This is a genomic window from Brevibacterium sp. 2SA (genome assembly GCF_005502845.1).
Classification (GTDB): domain Bacteria; phylum Actinomycetota; class Actinomycetes; order Actinomycetales; family Brevibacteriaceae; genus Brevibacterium.
Map to the genome: position 1 here is coordinate 1 of NZ_SCMW01000024.1, position 22,966 is coordinate 22,966.

Annotated in this window: 19 protein-coding genes; 4 read left to right on the forward strand and 15 right to left on the reverse strand. The window is 69.3% G+C overall.

Annotated elements, in window-relative coordinates; genetic code table 11:
* The 15 genes from FFS20_RS10025 to FFS20_RS10095 all read right to left on the reverse strand — a co-directional run.
* Positions 1-804, reverse strand: an 804-nt coding sequence (locus tag FFS20_RS10025) for a serine hydrolase (protein ID WP_171007050.1), incomplete at its 3' end; no start/stop codon positions are given.
* A gap of 46 nt (positions 805-850) precedes the next feature.
* Positions 851-2,143, reverse strand: coding sequence for an LD-carboxypeptidase (locus FFS20_RS18345; protein ID WP_137825710.1), 1,293 nt, complete (start codon positions 2,141-2,143; stop codon positions 851-853).
* Entirely contained in the window at positions 2,140-3,960 is a 1,821-nt protein-coding gene (locus FFS20_RS10035; protein WP_137825711.1) for an ABC transporter ATP-binding protein, read from the reverse strand. The genes FFS20_RS18345 and FFS20_RS10035 overlap by 4 nt, the downstream gene beginning before the upstream one ends.
* Positions 3,957-4,997 carry an ABC transporter permease gene (locus tag FFS20_RS10040; protein WP_137825712.1) on the reverse strand — a complete coding sequence of 347 codons (1,041 nt, stop codon included), beginning with the start codon at positions 4,995-4,997 and terminating at the stop codon, positions 3,957-3,959. Before FFS20_RS10040 ends, FFS20_RS10035 begins: the two co-directional genes overlap by 4 nt.
* On the reverse strand, positions 4,997-6,136 hold the full coding sequence (locus FFS20_RS10045; RefSeq protein ID WP_249356784.1) for an ABC transporter permease subunit: 1,140 nt from the start codon (positions 6,134-6,136) through the stop codon (positions 4,997-4,999). Before FFS20_RS10045 ends, FFS20_RS10040 begins: the two co-directional genes overlap by 1 nt.
* A 184-nt stretch (positions 6,137-6,320) precedes the next feature.
* Positions 6,321-8,168: an ABC transporter substrate-binding protein gene (locus FFS20_RS10050; RefSeq protein ID WP_137825713.1), complete on the reverse strand. Its 1,848-nt coding sequence runs from the start codon at positions 8,166-8,168 to the stop codon at positions 6,321-6,323.
* A 159-nt stretch (positions 8,169-8,327) separates the two neighbouring features.
* Positions 8,328-9,755, reverse strand: a complete 1,428-nt coding sequence (locus FFS20_RS10055) for a diaminopimelate decarboxylase (protein WP_137825714.1) — start codon at positions 9,753-9,755, stop codon at positions 8,328-8,330.
* Positions 9,756-9,915: 160 nt separating this feature from the next.
* Positions 9,916-10,326 carry a hypothetical protein gene (locus FFS20_RS10060; RefSeq protein WP_137825715.1) on the reverse strand — a complete coding sequence of 137 codons (411 nt, stop codon included), beginning with the start codon at positions 10,324-10,326 and terminating at the stop codon, positions 9,916-9,918.
* Positions 10,289-10,510 carry a hypothetical protein gene (locus FFS20_RS10065; protein WP_137825716.1) on the reverse strand — a complete coding sequence of 74 codons (222 nt, stop codon included), beginning with the start codon at positions 10,508-10,510 and terminating at the stop codon, positions 10,289-10,291. The genes FFS20_RS10060 and FFS20_RS10065 overlap by 38 nt, the downstream gene beginning before the upstream one ends.
* Positions 10,511-10,686: 176 nt before the next feature.
* Complete coding sequence (locus FFS20_RS10070) at positions 10,687-11,394, reverse strand: response regulator transcription factor (protein WP_137825717.1); 708 nt, start codon at positions 11,392-11,394, stop codon at positions 10,687-10,689.
* Positions 11,395-11,413: 19 nt separating this feature from the next.
* Entirely contained in the window at positions 11,414-12,943 is a 1,530-nt protein-coding gene (locus FFS20_RS10075) for a hypothetical protein (protein ID WP_137825718.1), read from the reverse strand.
* Positions 12,944-13,221: 278 nt separating this feature from the next.
* Positions 13,222-14,586, reverse strand: coding sequence for a 4-aminobutyrate--2-oxoglutarate transaminase (gabT, locus tag FFS20_RS10080; RefSeq protein ID WP_137825719.1), 1,365 nt, complete (start codon positions 14,584-14,586; stop codon positions 13,222-13,224).
* A gap of 221 nt (positions 14,587-14,807) precedes the next feature.
* Entirely contained in the window at positions 14,808-15,983 is a 1,176-nt protein-coding gene (locus FFS20_RS10085; protein ID WP_137825720.1) for a folate-binding protein YgfZ, read from the reverse strand.
* Between the two features lies 1 nt (position 15,984).
* On the reverse strand, positions 15,985-16,584 hold the full coding sequence (locus FFS20_RS10090; protein WP_137825721.1) for an FABP family protein: 600 nt from the start codon (positions 16,582-16,584) through the stop codon (positions 15,985-15,987).
* A 199-nt stretch (positions 16,585-16,783) separates the two neighbouring features.
* On the reverse strand, positions 16,784-17,587 hold the full coding sequence (locus tag FFS20_RS10095) for an ammonia permease (RefSeq protein ID WP_232623703.1): 804 nt from the start codon (positions 17,585-17,587) through the stop codon (positions 16,784-16,786).
* Between the two features lie 192 nt (positions 17,588-17,779).
* Here FFS20_RS10095 and FFS20_RS10100 point away from each other — a divergent pair, with 192 nt between their 5' ends.
* From FFS20_RS10100 to FFS20_RS10115, 4 genes are read left to right on the forward strand one after another with little or no spacing between them, the layout of a single operon-like run.
* Complete coding sequence (locus tag FFS20_RS10100) at positions 17,780-18,613, forward strand: response regulator transcription factor (protein WP_137825722.1); 834 nt, start codon at positions 17,780-17,782, stop codon at positions 18,611-18,613.
* Positions 18,610-19,626: a mycothiol synthase gene (gene mshD, locus FFS20_RS10105; RefSeq protein ID WP_137825723.1), complete on the forward strand. Its 1,017-nt coding sequence runs from the start codon at positions 18,610-18,612 to the stop codon at positions 19,624-19,626. Before FFS20_RS10100 ends, mshD begins: the two co-directional genes overlap by 4 nt.
* Positions 19,619-21,763, forward strand: coding sequence for an RNA degradosome polyphosphate kinase (locus FFS20_RS10110; protein WP_137825724.1), 2,145 nt, complete (start codon positions 19,619-19,621; stop codon positions 21,761-21,763). The genes mshD and FFS20_RS10110 overlap by 8 nt, the downstream gene beginning before the upstream one ends.
* A complete protein-coding gene (locus FFS20_RS10115; protein ID WP_137825725.1) occupies positions 21,760-22,734 on the forward strand; it encodes an NUDIX hydrolase in 975 nt (324 codons plus the stop codon). Before FFS20_RS10110 ends, FFS20_RS10115 begins: the two co-directional genes overlap by 4 nt.
* The last annotated feature ends 232 nt before the right edge of the window (positions 22,735-22,966 follow it).

The window sequence follows — 22,966 nt, forward strand, 5'->3', positions numbered from 1 at the left end:
GCGGTGGATGGCGTCACCGGCGGCGCGCATGACCGGCATGACCTCGACGACGCGGTCCGTCCCCTTCTCCCAGTTCGCGAAGACCGCGTAGGCGACCCGGTGCCGAGGTGTCATGACGATGCCGGCGTCCGCGCGGATCGAACTGTCCGTCCCGGTCTTGTTCCACACCCAGACGTCACGCTGATAGTGGTAGTGGGCGAGCGGATCGAGGTCGAACGCCGACGCGACCATCGAAGTGTCCGCGCCGGCACCCAGCCAGCGACGGAAGATCTCATTCGTCGACTCGTCCCAGAACTCGTCCATGGCGTGGCGGGCCATGAAGTCGCTGAGCTCGGCGGCGGTGCCGGTCGACAGGGTGCGCGGAGCCTGCGCGGGCCGCGGCCAGCGGAGGAAGTCGTGGAGACCCGAGTTCCGGTAGCCGAGTGCGGCGACCTGCCGGGCGACGTTGTCGAGTCCGACGCGGCGGATGAGGACGTTCGTCGCGAAGTTGTCGCTGAACGCCCCGATGAGGACCGCGACGTCGTAGATGCTCAGGTCGTTCTGCTCCATGAGGTACCAGATGCCCGACTCGTCGACGCGCTCCGATGGTCTGCGGCTCAGCCGCTCCGCGAGATCGAGCGTCCCGTCGACGGACATCTGCAGGGCTGTGTGGAGGAGGAACACCTTGCCCATGCTCGCCGTGTCGAGCTCGTCGTCGGGATGGTGCGCGAAGACCCGCTCCCCGCTGTCGATGTCGTAGGCGAGCGCGCTGAAGCGCACCCCGGGCAGGCTGTCGAAGCCGATGTCGCTCGTCGTCTCGGTCATCCCGTTCCCTTCCCGCGTCTCTGCTCGTTCATCCGGCTCTGCTCGCTCATCGTTCGACCCACATCCGCGGCCGCTGCCCCTGAGACGCCTCGAGTCGCACGTCGACGCCGAGCGGGGTGCTCGGCGCATCGGGGTCGTGGCCGAACCCCATCTCCGAGACGATCGGGATCCCCGTCTCGCCGAGGAAGTCGAGGACGAGGGCCTCGATCTCGTCGATCGGCGCGCAGTCGATCCACGACCCGAGAACGAGGGCATCCGCCGAGGCGAACCAGCCCCCGCGGACGAGCTGGACGAGGAGGTTGTCGAGGCGGTAGAGCTCTTCGTCGACGTCCTCGAGCATCGCGATCGCCGGTCCTCGCGTCGCACGCCTGGTGCGGACGTCGGCGAGTTCCGGACTGCCCAGTCCCGCCGCGACGAGGCTGAGGTTGCCGCCGACGAGCCGCCCGACCGCCGTGCCCGGCACGAGCGTCCGCGCGCGGCTGACAGGTGTGGTGTCCCCAGACGTGCCGTCGCGCTGCGGCTGCGAAAGCGAGTCCCGCACTCCCCAGGACGAAATGGTCCGAGAATGGGCCGAATTCTCCGACCGTTTCGTCCTCGAGTCGTCGCCGGCAGCGCCGACTCGCGCGGTGGAGGCGTCCGGTGGCGATCCTCCGGCCGCAGAGTGTCGATTTGCGCGCCCCGCATCGACACTCTGCGTCCGCAATTCGGGCGAGGCGGGGGTGCCGGGGGCACTGGGGTGCGCGTGAGTGGCTTCCCCGGAGGTGTGGGGACGCGGGGGCTGCGCGTGCGGCGACCCGGTCGCGTCGGGCGGGAAGCCGAGTTCGCGTCCGCCCCAGGGGGTGAAGAGCCACGAGGCCACCTCGGCGGGGACGACGGCAGATTCCCTGAACGGGTCGTTGCCGGGCATCGGGCAGAAGAGCGTCGCGACGCCGAGGTGGTGGTCCCAGGCCTGGTGAAGCGCGGTGATGTCCGAGGACCCGGTGAGCAGCTTGGGGCGCCCGTCGGGGCGCAGTCCGTGGCGGGCCAGGTGGCCGAAGTCGAGGCCGTCGAGCAGTCGCATCGCCCCGTAGCCCCCGCGCAGTGCGATGACCGCCGCGGCGGTGGGGTCGCACCACGCCTCGACGAGGTCGGCGCGGCGCTGCTCATCGGTGCCGGCGAGGTAGTTGACGCGCGGATGCCGGGCGCGCAGATGAGCTCCCGGAACGACGTTGAGACCCCACGCCTCGAGCTGGGACATCGCCCGCTGCAGCGAGTCCCCGTCGGCGGGCCCTGAGGGCGCGATGAGACGGACGGTGTCCCCGGGGACGAGGGGCGCGGAATCGAGGTAGGGGCTGGTCATGTGTCGTCGGTTCCCGCACGATCCGCGGTCCGCTGTGCCGCGACGCCTCGCGCGGCGGTGCCCGGTGCGGGGGCGTCTGCCGCGGTGCCGTCGGGTGGCACGACGTCCGCTGAGGCGCCGTCCTGCGCCGCACCATCCTGCGCAGCGACGCCCGGTACCGTCGCGCCCGACCGGACGAGACTCTGGCTGCCGAGGCGGGGCACGGCGGCGAGGAGTTCGCGCGTGTAGGCATGCTGGGGGTCGGCGAGGACCGTGTCGACCGGTCCGTATTCGACGATCTCTCCCTGCTTCATCACCGCCACCGTATCAGCGATGTTCCAGGCCAGGCCCAGGTCATGGGTGATGATGAGCGCACTCATCCCGAGGTTCTTCTTCAGCGCGAGGAAGAGGGAGAGGATCTCTCCGCGCACCGAGGCGTCGAGGGAGGCGACGGGTTCGTCGGCGAGGAGGACCTGCGGGTCGAGGGCGAGGGCACCGGCGATGACGACGCGCTGCCGCTGACCGCCGGAGAGCTCCTGCGGAATCGACTCGAGGTAGTCCGCCGCCGGGGTCAGCTCCGCGGCCTCGAGCGCCCCGATGACCTTCGCGTACTCGTCCTCGGTCAGCCCCTGGACCTGGAGTCCTTCGGCGACGGCTTCGTAGACGCTGCGCTTCGGGTTGAGCGACCCCGACGGGTCCTGCAGGACCATCTGCACCTGGCGCCGGAACGCCCGCAGATCCTTGGCCTTCCTCGGCAGCGGCCGGCCGGCGAAGGCGATCTGCGATCCCGGGTCGGTCTCCTGCAGGCCGAGGAGTGAGCGCGCCAGCGTCGTCTTCCCCGATCCCGACTGCCCGACGACGGCGAGGATCTCCGCCCTGCGCAGGGCGAGGTCGACGCCGTGGACGGCTCTCTCCCGGCCCTGCCGGGTGTCGAAGGTGACGCTGAGGTTCTGCGCTTCGAGCACCACCTCGTCGGTCATCGTGAACGGGTCGGTCAGCCGCACCTCGGCGGGTTTGGCGGTGCGCGGACGCAGACGCGACTCCGCGTCGCCGATCTGCGGGAACGCCCCGGCCAGCTGCTGGGTGTATTCCTCCCGGGGGCGCAGGCACACGTCGTCGCTGGGGCCGTATTCGACGATCCGACCGTCCTTCATGATCGCGAGGTTCTCGCACACCGCGGAGAGGACGGCGAGGTCGTGGCTGATCATCAGCAGCGAGATCCCGCGGTCGGCGACGAGGTCGGCGAGCCCGGTGAGGATCTGCTTCTGCACGATGACGTCGAGGGCGGTGGTCGGTTCGTCGGCGATGATGATGTCGGGTTCGCACGCGAGCGCCATCGCGATCATGATCCGCTGCTTCTGCCCGCCCGAGAGCTCGTGCGGGTATGCCTCGGCCTTCGCCGGGTCGAGGTCGACTTCGCGGAGGAGCTCGAGCATCCGCGCCCGACGCCTCTCCGGCGTCGTCCACGTGCCCTTGGCATGGTGCTCGAGGGCCTCGACGATCTGCCGCCCGACCCGGCGGACGGGGTTGAGGGAGTGGAGCGCGCCCTGGAAGACGATCGACGCCTGCGCCCAGCGCACCGCACGGATCTGCCCGAAGCTCAGTTCGGAGATGTCCTGCCCGCCGAGGCGGACGTGCCCGGTCACCGTCGCCGACTTCGGCAGCAGCCGCAGCGCCGACATCACGAGCGTCGACTTCCCCGAGCCGGACTCACCGGCGATGCCGAGGGTCGACCCGCTCGGCAGGTCGAGGCTGACGTCGATGACGGCGGGCACGTCGCCGCGCGAGGACGAGGAGCGGTAGGTGATCGAGACGTCGTCGAAGCTGAGATCGGTCATCGGCTGCTCCTCAGGGTCGGGTTGATGATCGCTTCGAGCGCCCGGCCGACCATCGTGAAGGCGAGGACGACGAGGAGGATCGCGATGCCCGGCGGCAGCACGTACCACCAGTATCCCGAGGTCGCCGCCGAGGCGTCCATCGAGTTCTTGAGGATCGTCCCCCACGATTCCGAGCCCGGATCGCCGAGCCCGAGGAACGCGAGCGTCGATTCGGCGATGATCGCGCTGCCGACCATGAGCGTCGTGTTCGCGAGGACGAGCGGCATGACCGCGGGCAGGAGGTGCTTGATGAGGATGTGCCGATGTCCGGCGCCGAGGATGCGCGCCCGTTCGATGTAGAGCCGGGATTCGACGCTCAAGGTCTGCGAGCGCACGATGCGGGCCGTCGACGCCCACGAGGCGATGCCGATCGCGACGACGATCGTGAAGACCCCGCGGTCGAGGACGGTGGAGAGGACGATGGCGAGCAGCAGGGAGGGCAGGACGAGGAAGAAGTCGATGAGGCGCATGACGACGGCCCCGACGATGCCGGTGAAGTGTCCGCCGGCCAAGCCCATGAGCGTGCCGATGACCATCGACATCAGGGTCGCGGCGACGCCGACGAGGAGGGAGACGCGCGAGCCCCAGACGATGCGGGCCCAGATCTCGCGGCCGAGATCGTCGGTGCCGAGCGGGTGGGCGAGGCTCGGCGGGGCGTAGCGCGGCACGTCGAGCTGCTTCGTCACGTCGAGCATCGAGGCCGGAGCGATGACGGGGGCGAAGATCGCCATGAGGACGAAGAGGAGGAGGACGATCGCCCCGATCATCGCCGGGGTGTCGGTGCGGAAGGCGCGCCAGTTGCGTCGGAGACTGCGCAGGCGGCGTTCGCGGATGAGCTTCGCGCTGTCGAAGCCGGCGGCACCGTTGCGGGTGGCAGCAGACCGTCCGGGCTTGGTGCCCTCAGACGATGCGGGCTGGGTGCCCGGGGGCGATGCCGGCTGGGTGCCCGGGGTCGATGCGGACTCGGGGGCCGCCTCGGCGCGGTGATCGTTGTCCATCACGCTCTCCTCACTCTCGGATCGAGCCAGCGGTAGACGAGGTCGGCGGCGAGATTCATGACGATGATGATCGCGGAGAACACGACGAACGTGCCCTGGAGGAGGGGCAGGTCAGGGCCGCTGATCGCGTCGAAGGTGAGTTTGCCGAGGCCCGGCCAGGAGAAGATCGCCTCGACGGTGACGGCGCCGGCGATGAGTCCGCCGAGGTGGAGGAAGACGACCGTGACCGTGGGCAGGAGCGCGTTGGGCACGGCATGCCGACGGCGGACTTCGTCCTCGGTGAGGCCCTTCGCGCGGGCGGTCGTGAGGTAGTCCTCGGACATCTCCTCGATGAGGGAGGCGCGCATGACCATGAGGAACTGCGCGTAGACGACGGCGACGAGGGTGATGACCGGGAGGATGAGGTGCCGGATGACGTCGATGATCGCCTCCGGTGACCACGGGTCGAGCCCGGGCGTGATCATGCCGCCGGTCGGCAGCCATTGGAGGGTGCCGCCGAAGACCATGAGGAGGATGAGGCCGAGCCAGAACGTCGGGACCGACCAGAAGACGAGGGCTGTGGAGGAGGCGAGCTTGTCGAAGAGCGAGTTGCGGCGCCAGGCCGAGAGCTGTCCGAGCCAGAGGCCGAGGACGATCGCGATGACTGCGGCGGTGGCGGTGAGGAGGAGGGTCGGACCGAGGTACTCGCCGATGAGCGCGGAGACGGGTTTGCGGTAGACGTAGCTTTCGCCGAGGTTGCCCGTGACGATGCCGACGAGGTAGTCCCAGAACTGGACGATGAGCGGTTTGTCGAGGCCGTACTGGCTGCGCAGCTCGGCGATCTGGGCCGGGCTCATCGGTCGTTCCTTGGCGATCTTGAGCACGGGGTCGCCCGGCAGCAGCCGGAAGGCGAAGAAGCCGAGGACGATGACGAGGATCATCGAGATCGCCGAGCCGCCGAGTTTGCGGAGGAAGTACGCGGCGAACGAGGCGCCCTTCGGCGGTTCGTCGGTGTCGATGGGAGTGCCGAGACCGTCGACGGCAGGGCTGGAGGTGTCAGGGCCTGGGGTTCCGGGGCCTGAGGTCGCGGTGCCTGGGTCGCCGGGGTTCGGGGTCGCGGGGTCGCCGGGACCGGAGGGATTGTTCGTCGATGCTGTCACTGGTGCGCTCCTGATGGAGAGGGGGCCGCTCCGGCCACCGCCGAGGTGGTGCTCGAGCAGTGCGATCCGGTGCGGGTTCTGCCGGTCGGCTGCCTGCTGGCGGGGTTCCCGTCGAGGCGGGATCCCCGCCGGCGTGGGCGGAACCGTCGGCGGTGACCGGAGCGGCCGAGGTGGGACGGGTCGACTACTCGCGGTCGTCGGCGCTCCTGCGCCGGCGGGTGGCGAACCAGAGGACTCCGCCGCCGCCGACGATGACGGCGATCGCGATGCCGACCCAGGCGCCCGCGCTCAGCCCGCCTCCCTCGGAGGCACTGGCGGCTTCGCTCGCGGGTTCGACCGAGGTGTAGCCCCAGTAGCCGACCTGGTTGGCGATCGCACCGCCGTCGCTCGGCTGCTTCGTGAAGCCGGTGAACCTGTCCGCACGGTAGGCCTCGAGCTGGTTGGGGTACCAGAGCACGATCGAGGGAGTGTCCTCGTAGTTGATCTCGAGGGCCTGCCGGACGAGGTCGGCGCGCTTGCCCTGGTCGAGTTCGACGTGCTGCGCCTGGTAGAGCTTGTCGAATTCGGGATTGCAGTAGCCGTCCTGGGTGGTGCCGCCGTTGCCTTCGGCGTCGGGGCGGTTGCCGCACGTGTTGATGCTCAGCTGGTAGTCCGGATCGGGGTTGATCGACCAGCCGGAGAAGTACATGTCGTAGTCCCCCTTGGTCGTCAGCTCGGAGACGGTGTCGGAGTCGCTCGATTCGTTCTTCAGCTGGATGCCGATGTCCTTCATCCACGGTTCGAGGAACTTCGCGGTGTTCTGCTCGATCGGCTCGGCGGCGTCGGTGAGGAACCGGAGTTCGAGCTTCTTCCCGTCCTTCTCCCGGATCCCGTCGGCACCGGGCGTCCACCCGGCTTCGTCGAGCAGGGATTTCGCCTTCTCGACGTCGAATCCTGTGATCACGGGGTCATCGGCGGGCAGAGCCCAGGTCGAGTACACCGAGGGGATGAAGCTCGTCGCGGGCTGGGCGTAGTCCTGCATGACCTGCTTGCGCAGCGTCTCGGTGTCGATGCCGGCGCGGATCGCCTGTCGGACCTTGACGTCCTTGAGTGCCTCGTTGCCGGTGCCGAACTCCTTGCCCTCAGCGTCGGCGAGGCCGGAGTTGATGGAGATGCTGTTGAAGCGACGGCCGCGGCCGTCGTTGAGTTCGACACCGTCGGCGCCTTCGAGGGCAGTGAACTGCTCCGGGGAGAGCAGCGTGATCATGTCGACCTCACCCGACCGGACGGCCTGCACCTGGGCGTCGGAGTTCGTGTAGTACCGGTACTGGATGCCGTCGAGTTCGGGCTTGCCGCGCCAGAAGTTCGGGTTGGCCTTGAGCGTGACGGACTTGTTCGCCTCGTAGCTCTCGAGCTGGAAGGGTCCCGATCCGACGGTGTTCGCATCGTTCTTGAACTCGCCCGGGTTGTCGATCTTCGACCAGATGTGCTCGGGGACGACGGGGATCTCCTGGCCGGGGTTGTTCGCCTGCGGATTCTTCAGCGTGATGACGACGGTGCCGTCGTCGGGCGCTTCGACCTTCTCGAAGTTCTCGACGAGGCTGCCGTTGGCGACCGCGAGATCCTCGTTCTCCATCATCTGGGTGTAGGTCCACGCGACGTCGTTGGCCGTCAGCGGTTCACCGTCCGACCATTTCATGTCCGGGCGGATGCTGTACGTCCACACCTTGCCTGCATCGTCGGTCGACCATTCGGTGGCCAGTCCCTCGGTGATCGAGCCGTCCTTCGCGTCATTGGCAACGAGGTTCTCGTACATGTAGCGGAACGTGTTCGTCGGCAGGAGGTAGAAGGAGGTGAATGGGTTGAACGAGTCGATGAAGCCGTCGGTGGCGATGCGCAGCGTCGTCGCATCCGCGGAGCCGCCGTCGGTCGGTTGGGGTTCTGTCGTCTGGGCCTGGACGGGCGCAGTGGCCAGCCCGGCGGCGAGCGCGATCGCGGCGAGTCCCGCGACCGTTCTGCCGAGCCCCCTGCGCAGCGTGCTGTGGGTGAACATCATCGTCCTTCCGGTCGTCATCGAACCATCGGCGCAGGTGAGACCCTGCTCACATTTCATCCTAGGACGCGATGCGGGCTGTGGGGCGCAATTGCGCGCCGTGCCGCGCCCCTTTCCTACTGCACCGTAGGGCTGGACGACCGGCGTCGAGCGACCGGATCAGAGCGGCGAGATCGCCGGCTCACCCGCCTCGGCGAGGATCTCCGCGATCGTCTGCCCGCGCCGGATGAGGGCGAACTCGACCCCGGCGCCGAGGCGGTTCTCCGACTCCGCGGAACCGGAGACTCCGCCTGCCGCCACCATGCGATAGCCGTACACGGGCACCCGCGGCAGGAGGTTGTAGGAGAACGGGTTCGAGAAGTAGTACGCGCCGGTGTCGGGCACGGCGACGAGATCGCCGACGTCGAGGCGCGGAAGGTCGCGGTTCTCGGCCAGCAGGTCACCGGCGAAGCAGGCCGGTCCGGCGACGTCGGTGGGGACCGCCTCGGCGCGCTTGGGGGCACCGTCGGCGTCGAACGGGAGGACCCGCAGCGGCCAGTCCGCAGGAGCGTAGGCGGTGCGGGTGGCGACCTGCACGCCCGCGTGGGTCATAGCGATGCGCCGCCCACCCGTCGTCTTCGCGGTTTCGACGCGTGTGAGGATCGTGCCGGCCTTCGCGAGCAGGGAGCGGCCGAACTCGGTGACGAGGTCGAACTCGGCGAGGCCGGGGACGACGGTGTCGAGGACCTCACGGTAGGCGGCGAAGGTCGGGGTCACCTCGTCGCTCGTGAAGTTGACCGGCAGCCCGCCGCCGATGTCGATGCGGGTGACCTGGCGAGCACCCGCCCTCGTGTTGACGTCGCGGGCGATGTCGACGGCCGCGGCGATCCCCGCTGCCGCCTGGTCGAGGGTGATGCCCTGCGACCCCGAATGGACGTGGACCTGGGTCAGCCACGGGCGTGCGAGGTAGGCCTCGACGAGGGCGTCGCGGGCGCCCGGGTCGGCGATCCCGATGCCGAACTTCGACGTCTGCGTCGCCGTGCTCATCGCGCCGATCGCACCGACCCCGGACTGCGGGTTGATCCTCACCCCGATCACCGAGGTGGTGCGATCGTCGACGAGCTCGTCGAGTCGGGCGAGCTCCTCCCAGCTGTCGGCGTTGACGGAGATGCCGAGCGCGAGCGCACGGCGCAGCTCGCTCATCGTCTTCGCGGGTGAGTCGAAGACGATCGTCTCGGGCGGGAACCCGGCGGACAGGGCGAGTTCGAGTTCGCCGGGGCTCGCGACTTCGCAGCCGGCTCCCGCCTCGGCGAAGAACCGGAGCAGCGGCAGCAGGGGCACGGCTTTGCAGGCGACGGCGTGGAGGACCGTGGTGCCGGACGTCGCGGCGGGTACCGTCGTCGCGGCGGGCTCGAACGCCGCGGTCAGCTGCGCGAACGCGGCGGCCACCTCGTCGAGGTCAATGAGGCCGAGCACGGGACTGTCGTCGGTGAGCGCCGGGACGTCGGGGACGGCAGGCGGCTCGGTCGACGAGTTCGCTGCGATCGCCGCGATGGCACGGGTGCGGCGCTCGGTCAGCGTGGCGGTTTCGCGATGTGGGCTGTCCATGGGGTCCTTCACGGTCACGTCGTCGTCCGGAACCGGCACCGAGGACGGTGCCGGGCTTCCGAGACCATCATGGCATCCGCTCCGGACACGACGGCACGCGCCCCAGCCTCAGGCGTGGACTCAGACGTTGCCTCGGTCAGACGTTGCCTCAAGCGTTGTCTCAGACATTGCGCAGCTGCACGGGCACGGACTCCCACCACCAGCCTGACTCGCGATCCCAGTGCCCGGTCTCATCGAGGACGTCCTCGATCCGCTCGCGCGTCGTCGTGTCGCCATACTGGACTTCGATGATCGCGCCGCCGCACCGATCGACCACGAGGACGTCGGCATCGTCGATGGCCGGGAACTCCGCAGCCGCCCGTTCGGCGACCTGGCGGCTCGGCACCTCGTCGCAGTGGACCTTCGAGGGCACGTTGTCGAAGACGACGTCCTGAACCGTGAAGGAGGAGATCACCCGCCCGCAGACGAAGGCTGCGACGATGAGTGCGGCGAGACCGCTGCCGACCGCGATGGCGATGCCGCGGACGAGTCGCCTACGCGCGATGACCGCCTCCGGTGAGAGGCCGGTCATCAGGCTCAGGAACCGTGTCGCTCACCGTCCCTGCATCGTGCGGCAGCTGCCGACCGAGGCGGCGATCGAGTCGGATGAGCACCCGCAGGCCGACGATCATGAGCGCGATGATGAGAACCGCGGACACCACCGCGACGAGGATCAAGAGGATTCCCAGCAGGTCCGCCGGCAACGACAATTCCACAGATTGCTCCTTCCACCGCACGAGCAGCGGCTGCGCTGACCGCACTTCTGAGCGGCCTCACCCACTGTGCCTGGCTCGGGCAAGCCTGTCATCGCCTAAAAGGATGAAATCGCAGGGTGACCTTGAGTGCCCCGCCTCAGTCCGGTGCCCCGCCTCACTCGGGCGAGGAGAACGCCTCACTCCGGCGAGTAGAACTTGAACTGGATCGCGCGGACGACGACCTGGGCGAGGTTCTTCGCGCCGAGCTTGATCCGCAGATTCCGCGCATGCGACTTCACGGTGTGGAGTGAGACGAACTGCGCCTCGGCGATCTCGTTGTAGTCCATCCCCTCGCACAGCTGCCGGAGGAGGATGAGCTCCTTGTCGGTGAGGACGGGTGCCGCTTCAGGGGCTTCGGGCAGCGGATCGCCGCTGAGCACGATGTCCGCGGCGAGCGAGCGCAGCAGCGCCGGCGAATCCCCGCCGAGCGCGGCCTTGACGACGCCGACGAGCTCCGCGTCCGAAGCCGTCTTATTCACCGCGGCCAGGGCACCGGCCTCGAGGGCGCGCGCGATCCCCGGTCCCGGGGAGACCGTTGTGAGGAGGACGATCCGCGCGCCCGGGTCTGCCTCGATGATCTGCGCGGTTGCGTCGACCCCGCTCATCCCCGGCGGCATGTTGACGTCCATGAGCACGAGGTCGGGACGGAACCGGATGAACGCCTCGACCGCGTCCTCCCCCGAATGCCGGGGCTCGAGCACCGTGAGCGTCCCGTCGTCGGTGAGCGCCGCCGCGATCGCCCGCGTCGTCCACCGGTCGTCATCGACGATGAGCACCGAGGCGGGGCCGGGGTCTGCGGGGACGCGCGGTGCCGTCTCCCCCGCCTCCGGGCCGGTCCCGCTCATGCGCGACGGTCCAGTCCGCTCATGCGCGACGACTCCCGCTGTGCTGCCGCTGCTCATGCGAGGGCTCGGAGCGCAGGCGCAGCTCGTCGCTGCCGGCGGCGCCCGATATCGAGAGCGCGCCGGCCACCGAGTGTCCTGACGAACGGATGCCGGACTCATTTCGGCTGGGGAGTGCACGGCCGTCGGCTGAGGCGCCACCGTCCACCAGCCCGCTGCGACCGGCAGAATCGCCGCCTGCGGAACCGGCGCGCTGCCCGGAACCACCGCGCTGACCAGCACCATCGGCGCGCGAGACCTCAGCGAAATCGTCCCTCACGCATTCGGCGGCACCACGCTCTCCGGCACCACGCTCACCGGCGACCGCCTCGGCGTCGTCACCGCTCAGCTGCAGCGGATGGGCCACCTCGACGACGACCCGACCATCCGGAGCCGTCGCCACCGTGCAGTCCCCGCCGAGGGCCTGCGCACGCACCTGCAGCGAGCGCGGCACGACGGTCAGCTCCGCCTCGGCGCGGTTGACGGTGCGGTAGTGGAGGTCGACGCGGTCGGTCGCACTGCGCAGCGCGGCGACGTCGAGGCGGGACTCCGTGCCGGGCGTCGAATAGCGGATGACGTTCGTCGCGAGTTCGAGGATGAAGGCCGTGAAATGCTCGCCGACCTCGCGGGAGGCGTGGGCGGGCAGGTCGCCGACGGTCGTCGCGAGCCGCACCCCGCCGGCGGCGCTGCCGTCCCTGATCGCCGAGGTGAGGAGGTAGGCCTCGGCCTGCAGTTCGATCTGCGAGGTGTCGGGGGCATCGGTCTGCAGCCGCCCGATGAGCTGGCGCAGGCGCTTCGAGGCTTCCGCGTTGACCATCGCGAGCTCGGCGATCATCCGATCGGTGCCCGGAGCCTGCGGAGCCCGGCCGAGGGATTTGATGATCGCCGCCTCGGTGGACAGGGAATGGGAGATCGTGTCGTGGGTGTCGGAGGTGAAGCGCGTGCGCAGCGCCTCGACGGTGCGTGCGTGCTCGCGCGCCGCCCTCTCGCGGCGGGTGATCTCGCGGCGGAAGCGCAGTTCGATGACCCCGGCGGCAAGGCCGAGCACCGAGGTCATCAGCCATCCGTATCCGAGGTCGATGAGTCCCGGCAGCCCCTCGTCGTAGGCGCCGAGCTGCGTCGCGACCCCGATGTAGGCCAGCAGGCCGACCGTCGCCGCCGCGAACGACCACCAGCGGAAATAGCTGAGCAGCACGCCTGCGGAGAGGATGAGCGCCTCGGGGAACATGTTCTCGAGGTCGGGGTAGAGCCACAGGTAGCCGATGCCGGCAGCCGTCGCGATGAGCGCCACGGTCCGCGGCACGAACGGGGCGATGATGAGCAGCGCGTACGCGACGATGAGCAGGCCCGCGTAGAGCGGTTCGTCGGTCTCGAACGATCCGGGCACGAGGATCGTCAGGCCCATGATGAGGGCGAGGGCGCGAATCGGCAGATCGACGAAGCGCGGACCGCGCAGGAATCCCCACACGCGCCCCCAGCGCCCCTCCGGCCGCTCGTCTGTCGTCGCACCCATGACTATAAGTGTCCTACATTTGCGGCGAATTCGCAGGAAGAGCGCACACGACCCTGCTCACACCGGTGTGGTCTCCCCATGGCGGGCCGGTGAGGCCTCCACGGGGAGTCCGGGTGAGCAGGGTCGTGACAGGGGCAGTCATTCAGCTGCGGACAGCGCTGCGTCGGACAGCGGCCGAAACGACGTTCACCGCCGCCGCCCCGAGCAGCGCCGTGCCGGACAGCGGCGACGCGACGTACACCGCCGCCGCCGTCACCGCCGCAGCCGCCGAACGGGTGTCAGCCGAGGATCTCGGCGAGGCCGGCCTCGAGGACGTCGAACGCATCGTTCAGCAGCTCGTCGGAGATCGTCAGCGGCGGCAGGAACCGCAGGACGTTGCCGAACGTGCCCGTCGTGAGGACGAGGACGCCGTTCTTCGCCGCATAGGCCGCGAGGTCCTTGACGAGTTCCGGGTTCGGGTCGATCGAGTCGCGACCCACGAATTCGGCGGCCACCATCGCCCCGCGGCCGCGGATGTCGCCGATCTCCGGGTACTTGTCCTGGAGCTTGACGAGGCGGTCGGTGATGAGCTCGCCGATCTCGGTCGCCCGCTCGAGGAGACCGTCGTTCTCATACGCCTCGATCGCGCCGAGGGCAGCCGCACACGCGGTGGGGTTGCCACCGTAGGTGCCGCCGAGGCGGCCGGGGCCGACCGAGTCCATGATCTCTGCGCGACCGGTGACCGCCGAGAGCGGCAGACCGCCGGCGATGCCCTTCGCGGTGGTGATGAGATCGGGGACGATCTCCTCCCACTCGCTGGCGAACATCTTGCCGGTGCGGGCGAAGCCGGCCTGGACCTCGTCGGCGACGAAGACGATGCCGTTCTCCCGGGCGTACTCGACGAGGGTGGGGAGGAAGCCCTCGGCCGGGACGATGAAGCCGCCCTCACCCTGGATGGGCTCGATGACGATCGCTGCGACGTTCTCCGCGCCGATCTGCTTGTCGATCATCGTCATCACGCGCTTGGCCGCCTCTTCGCCGCTGACCTTCGTGCCGGCGGCATCGTTGTCGCGGAAGGGGTATGACATGGGCGCGCGGTAGACTTCACCGGCGAACGGGCCGAACCCGGCCTTGTAGGGATGAGCCTTCGCGGTCATCGCCATCGTGAGGTTGGTGCGACCGTGGTACGCGTGGTCGAAGACGACGACCGCGTCACGGTTCGTGTGCGCGCGGGCGATCTTCACGGCGTTCTCGACCGCCTCGGCGCCGGAGTTGAGGAGCACGGTGCGCTTCTCGTGGTCACCGGGGGTGAGCCGGTTGAGCGCCTCGGCGACCTCAACGTAGCTCTCGTAGGGGTTGACCATGAAGCACGTGTGCGTGAACGCCTCGAGCTGTTCGGTCGCGGCCTTGACGACGCGGGGGTTCGCGTTGCCCGCAGTGGTCACGGCGATGCCGGATCCCAGGTCGATGAGCTGATTGCCGTCGACGTCCTTGAGGATTCCTCCGCCTGCGGCGACCACGTAGGCCGGAAGGCTCGATCCGACGCCGGTCGCGACGGCGGTCGATCGCCGGGCCTCGATCTCACGGGACTTCGGTCCCGGGATCTCGGTGACGATCTTGCGTTCCTGCGGCAGAGCTTCGCCGCCAATTTCCAAAGCTGTCATACCGGGAACAATAGAGTGTGGCGACGGTTCTTGTCATTCCGAGTCCGGCAGGTGAGCAGAACCCGCAATCAGGGCCCCGCTCAGGTGCGGAATCCGTCGTCACGCCCCTGCCGCGACCGGCGTCATTCCCAGGTCACCGGCACGTCCTCTGAGCACGGTTGATCCCCGCACCGAGGCGGTCGTCGGGCGCGCTTATTCGCGCCCTCACGCGATCCGCCGGCTCAGCGGTGCTGATTCCGCATGTCGACATCCTTGTTCCGCCCCGGCAGGCTGCGTTCGTGTCCGCGTTCGGGGGCGACGATGATCTCCTGCGCCCCGGTGACGATCCCGCCCTCGCCGAGGTCGACGGTGAGCGGGGCGTCGGCGGCGACGGTGCGCTTGACGACGGCGAGGCCGATCGGCCCGAGCTCGTAGTGCTGGGCCACCGAGGTGAGCTCCCCGACGGGACGCTCATTGCCGCGCACGGTGCTCATCACCTCGGCGCCGGGGTCGGGATGGATGTGCCCCGACCCGTCGAGGTGGACGAAGACGAGGCGCCGAGGCGGCTGTCCGAGGTTGTGGACCCGGGCCACCGCCTCCTGACCGCGGTAGCAGCCCTTCGCGAGGTGGACGGAGGTGCGGAGCAGGTCGAGCTCGCCGACGAGCGACTTGTGGTCGATCTCGCTGCGTCCCGGCCGCCACGCGGCCACGCGCAGGGCCTCCCAGGAGTCGAAACCGGCCATCCGGAACTCGCTCGCCGAGGTGGTCGCGAGCTCCGCGCGGGCAACGATGCCGATGACGAAGGGGGTCTCGAGGCCAGGGTGCTCACTGCCGGCGACATCAAGTCCGAGGTCCACCTCGGCGTAGGAGGCGGATCCGGTGCCGATGTGCGGCCACGGATCGGCCCAGACCTGCGTCACGGGCAGGGCCTCGGGCAGGGCGCGGATCGCGCCGATCGCCTGGAAGTCGGCGCTGACGTCCTCAATCGTCACCCGCATCATGAAGACCATGCGGCGGAGGAAGTCGAGGGTCTCATCGGTGCGCAGATCGCTGAGCGCCCACAGCGCTTCGCCGTCGTCGATGAGCTTGAGCCAGCCCTCGATGCGCCCGTTGGGGTCGAGGACGAGGGTCTCGGTCGCGATCCCCGGGGCCAGGGTGTCGAGCTTCTGCGTGGTGATCGAGTTGAGCCAGGTGAGCCGGTCGGCGCCGGTGAGGCGGAGGACGCGGACGTGGGCGAGGTCGACGATCGCGCCGCGTTCGGCGAGCGCCCGCTGCTCGCGCAGCGGCTCACCGTAGTGCATCGGGGTCTGCGCCAGGTCACCTGTGCCGAGGACCGCGGACGAGCTCAGTCCGCGCGGCAGCGAGGAAGGGCGCGGGGGTGTCGCGGTGTCTGGGTCCGGAGTCGGGTTCCCGGTCATCTCAGCTGAGCTTCTTCAGCCTCGCCGAGGAGTGGGTGGCGAGTTCGTGGCCGAGGGCGGCCATGTCCCACGCCCACATGAGTTCGCCGCCGACGAGTCCGTACATCCGCGTCGAGGCGGTGTACTCCTTCGCGGTCTTCGTCCGGGCGACGACGTCGGTGGAGAGGTCGATGCGCGGGCCCTTGACGTAGCCGGCGTAGAGCTCCATGACACCGTGCGGGTGGACGATCTCGGCTTCGATCTCGAAGGCGTCGTCGTTCGTCCGCAGGGTCTCGACGGCCGCCGCCGAGGTGAAGCTGGGCTCCTCGGTGGGCACGAGCATGCCCGGTCCGACGTCGCCGTTGTCGCGGGGCCGCACGAGCTGCCAGATGCCGGTCTCCAGGGTCAGCGTCGCGTCGAGCTCGCCCTCCTCGGTGAGCAGCCACGCATGCGCGGTGTACTGGAGGTACGGGGTTCCCGGGTGCGCGACGAAGTCGATGCGCTGGCCGAACTGCTTCTCAGGGGTGTCGGCGTATCCGACGACGCCGACGCCTTCCCACGAGCCGATGAGCCACGAGAGGGGAACGAGTTCCGGGTTGACGGAGGCGTCGATCTCGATCATGGGTTTCAGCGATTCACGACGATGAGGGACTTGACGACCTTGTACGCGACGCCGAGGGCGCCGAGGGCGGCAACGCCGACGAGTCCGGAGAAGACGATTTCGAGAAGCACGAGGTTTTCTTCCATGCCGTCGAGTCTACAGTCCCGTCCCTGACCTCAGCCAACCGCTCTCCCCCGCACGGCTGTCGGTGGAGGCGGCACTAGAGGGCGATGCGCTCGAGGGCGTAGACGACGACACCGCCGAGGGCGATGGGGGTGGCGCCGAGGGCGAGCTGGACGGCGAAGCTGCGGGCCTTCTCGACGTTGCGCTTGGCCGCGAGGTTCTGCGCGAGCTCGAGGTTCGTCGCCTGGTACCTCGCGTACGCGATGAGTCCGAGCATCCGGTCGACACCGGCGACGAGGAGGCCCATGACGGCGCCGAGGACGAGGGCGATCGGCAGCCCGATCGTCGAATCGAGGACGAGCACGGACACGATCCCCGCGCTCGCCGTCGCCATCGCCACCGCGAGCGGCGAGGTGTAGATCGCCGGCCACGGCAGCGCGGTCATGCATTCGGCGATGATGAGGGCGGCGAGGCCGACGACGATGACCTGCTTGTCGCCGGGCACCGTCGCCGCCGCCACCCATGTGCTCGCGGAGAGGACGATGACGACGCCGGCGACCTGCGCGGACACGTTCGCCACGGCGTCCGAGGCGCCCATGCCGCGGGTGAGGTTCTGGACGAAGGTCCACAGCAGTCCGAGGCCGGCGAGCACCGGCAGCCAGTCGAGGTAGGGGGCGGAGTCGTCACGCCATGCGGCGAAGAGGCCCGCGAAGCCGAAGAGCGCGAGCATGATCGAGGTCGCACGCGGCTGCGGGGAGTCCGTCAGCCGCGGCCAGCCGTAGGAGACGCCGAGGACGATGAGCCCCGTCGCGAGCAGGAAGAGCGTGTAGCCCCAGTACACCGACCCGCTCAGGGCGACGGCGAGGGCAAGCGCGACTGCTACTCGTATCCATCTGATCACTCATCTATCGTGCCCTATCGGCCCGGCGTGCGACGATTCCCGCACCGCTCGGCCGCCGTCTGTCCGCCGTCGGCACCCACCGCGAATAATGCCGCCGACCGCCGAATGACGGGACGCCTCGCACCCGGCTGAGCACGCTCGATATACTCTCCCTCAAGCCGAACACGGAAGACCACAGGGGGCAGGCAGAGCATGAGGATCCTGCACATCTGCCCCGCCCTCGACCCGGCGACGCCACTCGTTCCGCAGTCCCTCGAATACCTCGGCCATCACGTCGAGCGCATCGGCCTCGACATGCTGGCTGCGACGACGACCGACGCCGAGGTCGCCCTCGTCGACGCGTGCCTCGACCTCTCCCTCGCCCCACGGATCGCCGCAGCGCTCGAAACCGCGGGCCTGCGCCTGCCGATCATCGTCGTCCTCAGCGAAGGCGGGCTGGCCACGGCATCGGCGCGGTGGGCCGTCACCGACATCCTCCTCTCCACGGCCGGCCCCGCCGAGGTGGAGGCCCGGCTGCGGCTGGCCCGTGACCGCACCGGCACCGCGGGCTTGCCGGGCGCGATCCGCGCGGGGGCCGAGCTCGGCACCGGCGGTCCCGGGGCGAACGGGTCGGGGGCGGCGAGCGGCTGGAACGAGAACGGTGAGCCGATGGTCGTCGTCAGCGGCGCGCTGCGCATCGACGAGACTTCGTTCACCGCCGACCTCGGCGGCCGCGCGCTCGACCTCACCTACCGGGAGTTCTCCCTGCTCAAGTTCTTCGCGATGCACCCCGAGCGCGTATTCACCCGCGACGAGATCCTCCTCGGCGTTTGGGGCGACGACTACTACGGGGGCACCCGCACCGTCGACGTCCACGTTCGCCGGCTGCGGGCGAAGCTCGGCAAGGACCTCGAGAACGCGATCCACACCGTCCGCAACGTCGGCTACCGCTTCAGCCCCGACGCCGGCGCCGAGGAGGACGAGACCGAGGACGCCGAACCCGCAGCCGCAGAGACCCCGACCAGAGACACGGAGATGAGTGCATGAGAATCGTCGCGAGCGGAGCCGTCACCGGCACCCCGATCGACACCGTCGCCGAGGCGGAGCTGGCCTTCCTCGATCGCGTCACCGCCCACGACGGGGCGGCGGAGATCTCCGGCGGTCTGCTCGCGATCGCCACCGGTGAGGACACCGCCCACGATGCCCAGACCGCCTCGAGCGTGTGGCGCGTCTACGCCGACCCGGCCGCCGCCGACGGCGACCCAGCGTCGACCGCCGACGGCGACCCAGCCGCCCCGCTCATCGGCTTCGGCATCCGGGCCCGGCAGGGGGAGAGGCACGCCGCGGAGTTCCTCATCGACCCCGACCACCGCGGGCGCGGCTACGGTGAGGCCCTGCTCACCGCGATCTTCGCCGAGGAGCCGAGCGCCTGGTGCTGGTCGCACGGCGACGACCCGGCCGCCCGGCATCTCGCCGCCCGGCACGGCCTCAGCCGCGACCGGGTGCTCTATCAGATGCGCACCGACCCCGACCTCACGCTCGACGACCTTCCGACGGCCGCACCGCCCGACGGCGTGACGATCCGCTCGTTCGCCCCGGGCGATGAAGCCGGGTGGCTGCGGGTCAACAACGCCGCCTTCGACTGGCACCCCGAGCAGGGCCACCAGACGCTCGACGACATCGAGACCATCGTCGGCGCCGCCGGCTTCGATCCCGCAACCGTGGTCATCGCCTCCCGCAGCGTCGACGGCACCGACACCGTCATCGGCTTCCATGAGACGAAGCTCACGGACACGGACTCGGGCGACCGCCTCGGCGAGGTCTACGTCGTCGGAGTCGACCCCGGCGTCCATGCCAAGGGGGTCGGCCGGGCGCTCACGGTCGAGGGCATGCGGCGGATGGTCGCAGCCGGGGCGACCGCGATCGAGCTCTACGTCGAATCGGACAACGCCCCGGCGCTAGGCTTGTACGAGCGGCTGGGATTCCACGTCGCGGTGGCGCATGTGTCGTATGCGCCGGCCACACCGGCTCAGAGCACCCAGGAGCAGTTGGATGTATGACGTCATCGCCGCCGGGCAGGACCTCGACCTGCCCTCCCCCGAAGACCGCTTCCTCGACCGGGAGCTGAGCTGGCTCGCCTTCAACGAACGCGTCCTCGACCTCGCCTCCGACCCCGAGGTGCCGCTGCTCGAACGCGTGCGCTTCCTCTCGATCTTCGCGACGAACCTCGACGAGTTCTTCATGGTCCGCGTCGCCGGGCTCAAGCGCCGCATCAACACCGGCCTCGCCGTGCCCACGGTCACCGGACGCATGCCCCAGCAGGTCATGCACGCGATCAACATCCGGGCGCATGAGCTCATGACCCGGCACGCGGAGCTGCTGAAGAACGAGATCGGCCCGCTCCTCGACGCCGAGGCGATCACGAAGGTCTCGATGGACGAGCTCACCGAGTCCGAGCGCGCCCGCGTCGACGAGTTCTTCGCCGGGCACGTCTACCCCGTCCTCACCCCGCTCGCCGTCGATCCCGCGCACCCGTTCCCCTACATCTCCGGGCTCTCGCTCAACCTCGGCGTGCTGCTGCGCTACCCGGACTCCGGCAAGGAGCTCTTCGCCCGGGTCAAGGTGCCCCCGCGTCTGCCCCGGTTCTTCAATGTCGCCGAGGCGACCGACCGACCCGCCGGACGCGACGTCCCCGCCCGCTTCGTCGCGCTCGAGGACATCATCGCCGCCCACCTCGACGCCCTGTTCGAGGGCATGGAGGTCATCCACCACTCGACGTTCCGCGTCACTCGCAACGAGGACCTCGAGGTCGAGGAGGACGACGCGGAGAACCTCCTCAAGGCCCTCGAGAAGGAGCTGCTGCGCCGTCGCTTCGGTCCGGCGGTGCGCGTCGAGATCACCGAGGACATCCACCCCCGGGTGCGGGAGATGCTCAAGGACGAACTCGGCATCGACGAGTCCGAGATCTACCAGCTGCCCACCCCGCTCGACCTCTCCGGGATGGCCGACATCGCCGATGTCCCGCGCGACGACCTCCACTTCCCGAAGATGGTCCCGCAGATGAACAAGGACCTCTCGCTGCGCGAATCGAGCGACCAGGTCGACGTGTTCGCCGCCGTGTCGAGCCGGGACATCCTCCTACACCACCCCTACGACTCGTTCTCCACGAGCGTCCAGGCGTTCCTCGAGCAGGCGGCGGCAGACAAGAACGTGCTCGCGATCAAGCAGACGCTCTACCGCACCTCCGGGGACTCGCCGATCATCGACGCCCTCGTCGACGCCGCCCAGTCGGGCATCCAGGTCCTCGCCGTCGTCGAGATCAAGGCCCGGTTCGACGAGGAGGCCAACATCACGTGGGCCCGCAAGCTCGAACGCGCCGGCGTCCACGTCGTCTACGGCATCGTCGGGCTCAAGACCCACGCGAAGCTCTCCCTCGTCGTCCGGCAGGAGGCCGAGGGGCTGGCCCGCTACTGCCACGTCGGGACCGGCAACTACCATCCGAAGACCGCGCGCCTCTACGAGGACTTCGGCCTGCTGACGAAGGACAAGGCTGTCGCCGACGACCTCACGAAGCTGTTCAACCAGCTCTCCGGCTACGCCCCGCGGGCCGAGTACTCCCGTCTCCTCGTCGCCCCCACGCGCGTCCGGGCCGGCCTCATCGAGCTCATCGAATCCGAGATCGGGATCGCGGAGTCCGGCGGTGAGGGCTGTGTGCGGATCAAGGTGAACTCGATCGTCGACGAGGCGATCATCGACGCCCTCTACCGGGCCTCGCGGGCCGGGGTGAAGGTCGAGGTCTTCGTCCGCGGGATCTGCGCTCTGCGCCCGGGTATCCCGGGACTGAGTGAGAACATCACCGTCCGCTCCGTTCTCGGCCGGTTCCTCGAGCATTCGCGGGCGTTCGTCTTCGGCAACGGCGGCGACCCGATCGTCTACATCGGCTCGGCGGACATGATGCACCGCAACCTCGACCGGCGCGTCGAGACGCTCATCGAACTCGTCGCCCCGAATCACAAGGCGGAGATCATCGAACTCTTCGACCTCGCGTTCGCCCCGACCACCTCGGCGTTCGAACTCGCCGGGGACGGCGTGTGGACGCGGTCGACGCAGGCTCCCGACGGTGCGGAGCTCACCGACTACCAGACGGAGCTCATCCGCCGACACCGCAAGCGCCGTCTGATCGGAGAGGACGCGTGAGCCCTTCGACGGTCGATTCCGCGCAGGCATCATCGCGGGTCACCGCCGACATCCTCGCCGCCGGCGCGGTGTGCTGGCGCAACGGCGCCGAGGGCATCGAGGTCGCCCTCATCCACCGGCCCCGCTACAACGACTGGTCGTGGCCCAAGGGCAAGGTCGAACCCGGGGAGACGCTGCCGGAGGCCGCGATCCGCGAGGTCAGGGAGGAGACGGGCTTCGAGATCCAGCTCGGGGTCCCGCTGCCGACGGCCGAATACATGGTCGGCGGGCGCAACCTCAAGAAGGTCTTCTACTGGTCGGCTCAGGTCAAGGGGGAGGCGACGTTCGCGCCGCTCAACCGCCGGGAGGTCGATGAGGCCGTGTGGCTGCCGATCGCGCAGGCGCGCACGAAGCTGACCTCGTATGCCGACCGCGATCAGCTCGACGCCCTCGAGAAGTACGACGAGACGGATGCGCTGCGGGCGTGGCCGCTCATCCTCGTCCGCCACGGCAAGGCGTTCCCGCGAGCGAAGTGGTATGAGACCGAGCACGTCCGCCCCCTGCTCGCCCTCGGCACCAGGCAGGCGATGGCGCTGACCGGCCTGCTCTCGGCGTGGGAGGTCAAGAAGCTCGTCTCGAGTCCGTGGAAGCGGTGTGTGGCGACCCTCGCCCCGTTCTCCGCGGCCACCGGCAAGTCGATCAAGAAGGTCGCGACACTGAGCGAGAAGGCGACCGCGGCGAACCCGGAGAAGACGGCGCGCTACATCGAGAAGCTGCTCGAGAAGGGCCGACCGACGGCGTTCTGCACGCATCGACCCGTGCTGCCGACGATCCTCGAGGTCTTCGCCCGGCACTCCCCCAAGCGCATCGCCCAGACCCTGCCGACCGACGACCCCTACCTCAAACCCGGGGAGATCCTCGTCGCCTACGTCCGGCCCGGCACGGTGCCGCGCATCGTCGACGTCGAGCGCTTCCGGCCCATCGACGCGTGAACGGTATGCCGGGTGCACTCGCGGGCACTGCGACCGCAACAGCACCGGCAACGGCACGCTCACTGCGTGGGCACAGCGGACTCGGCAACGAGTCTTTCACGAATCCCCGCCCTCATGTGATGGAGCACTCAGCACGGCTCCAATGCTTCAGCTCCCATTCACCTTCCATTCACTGAGCCACTCCCCTCGCTTTACACATCATCCTTAGCGTTGTCGGTGAACGTTCGGGATC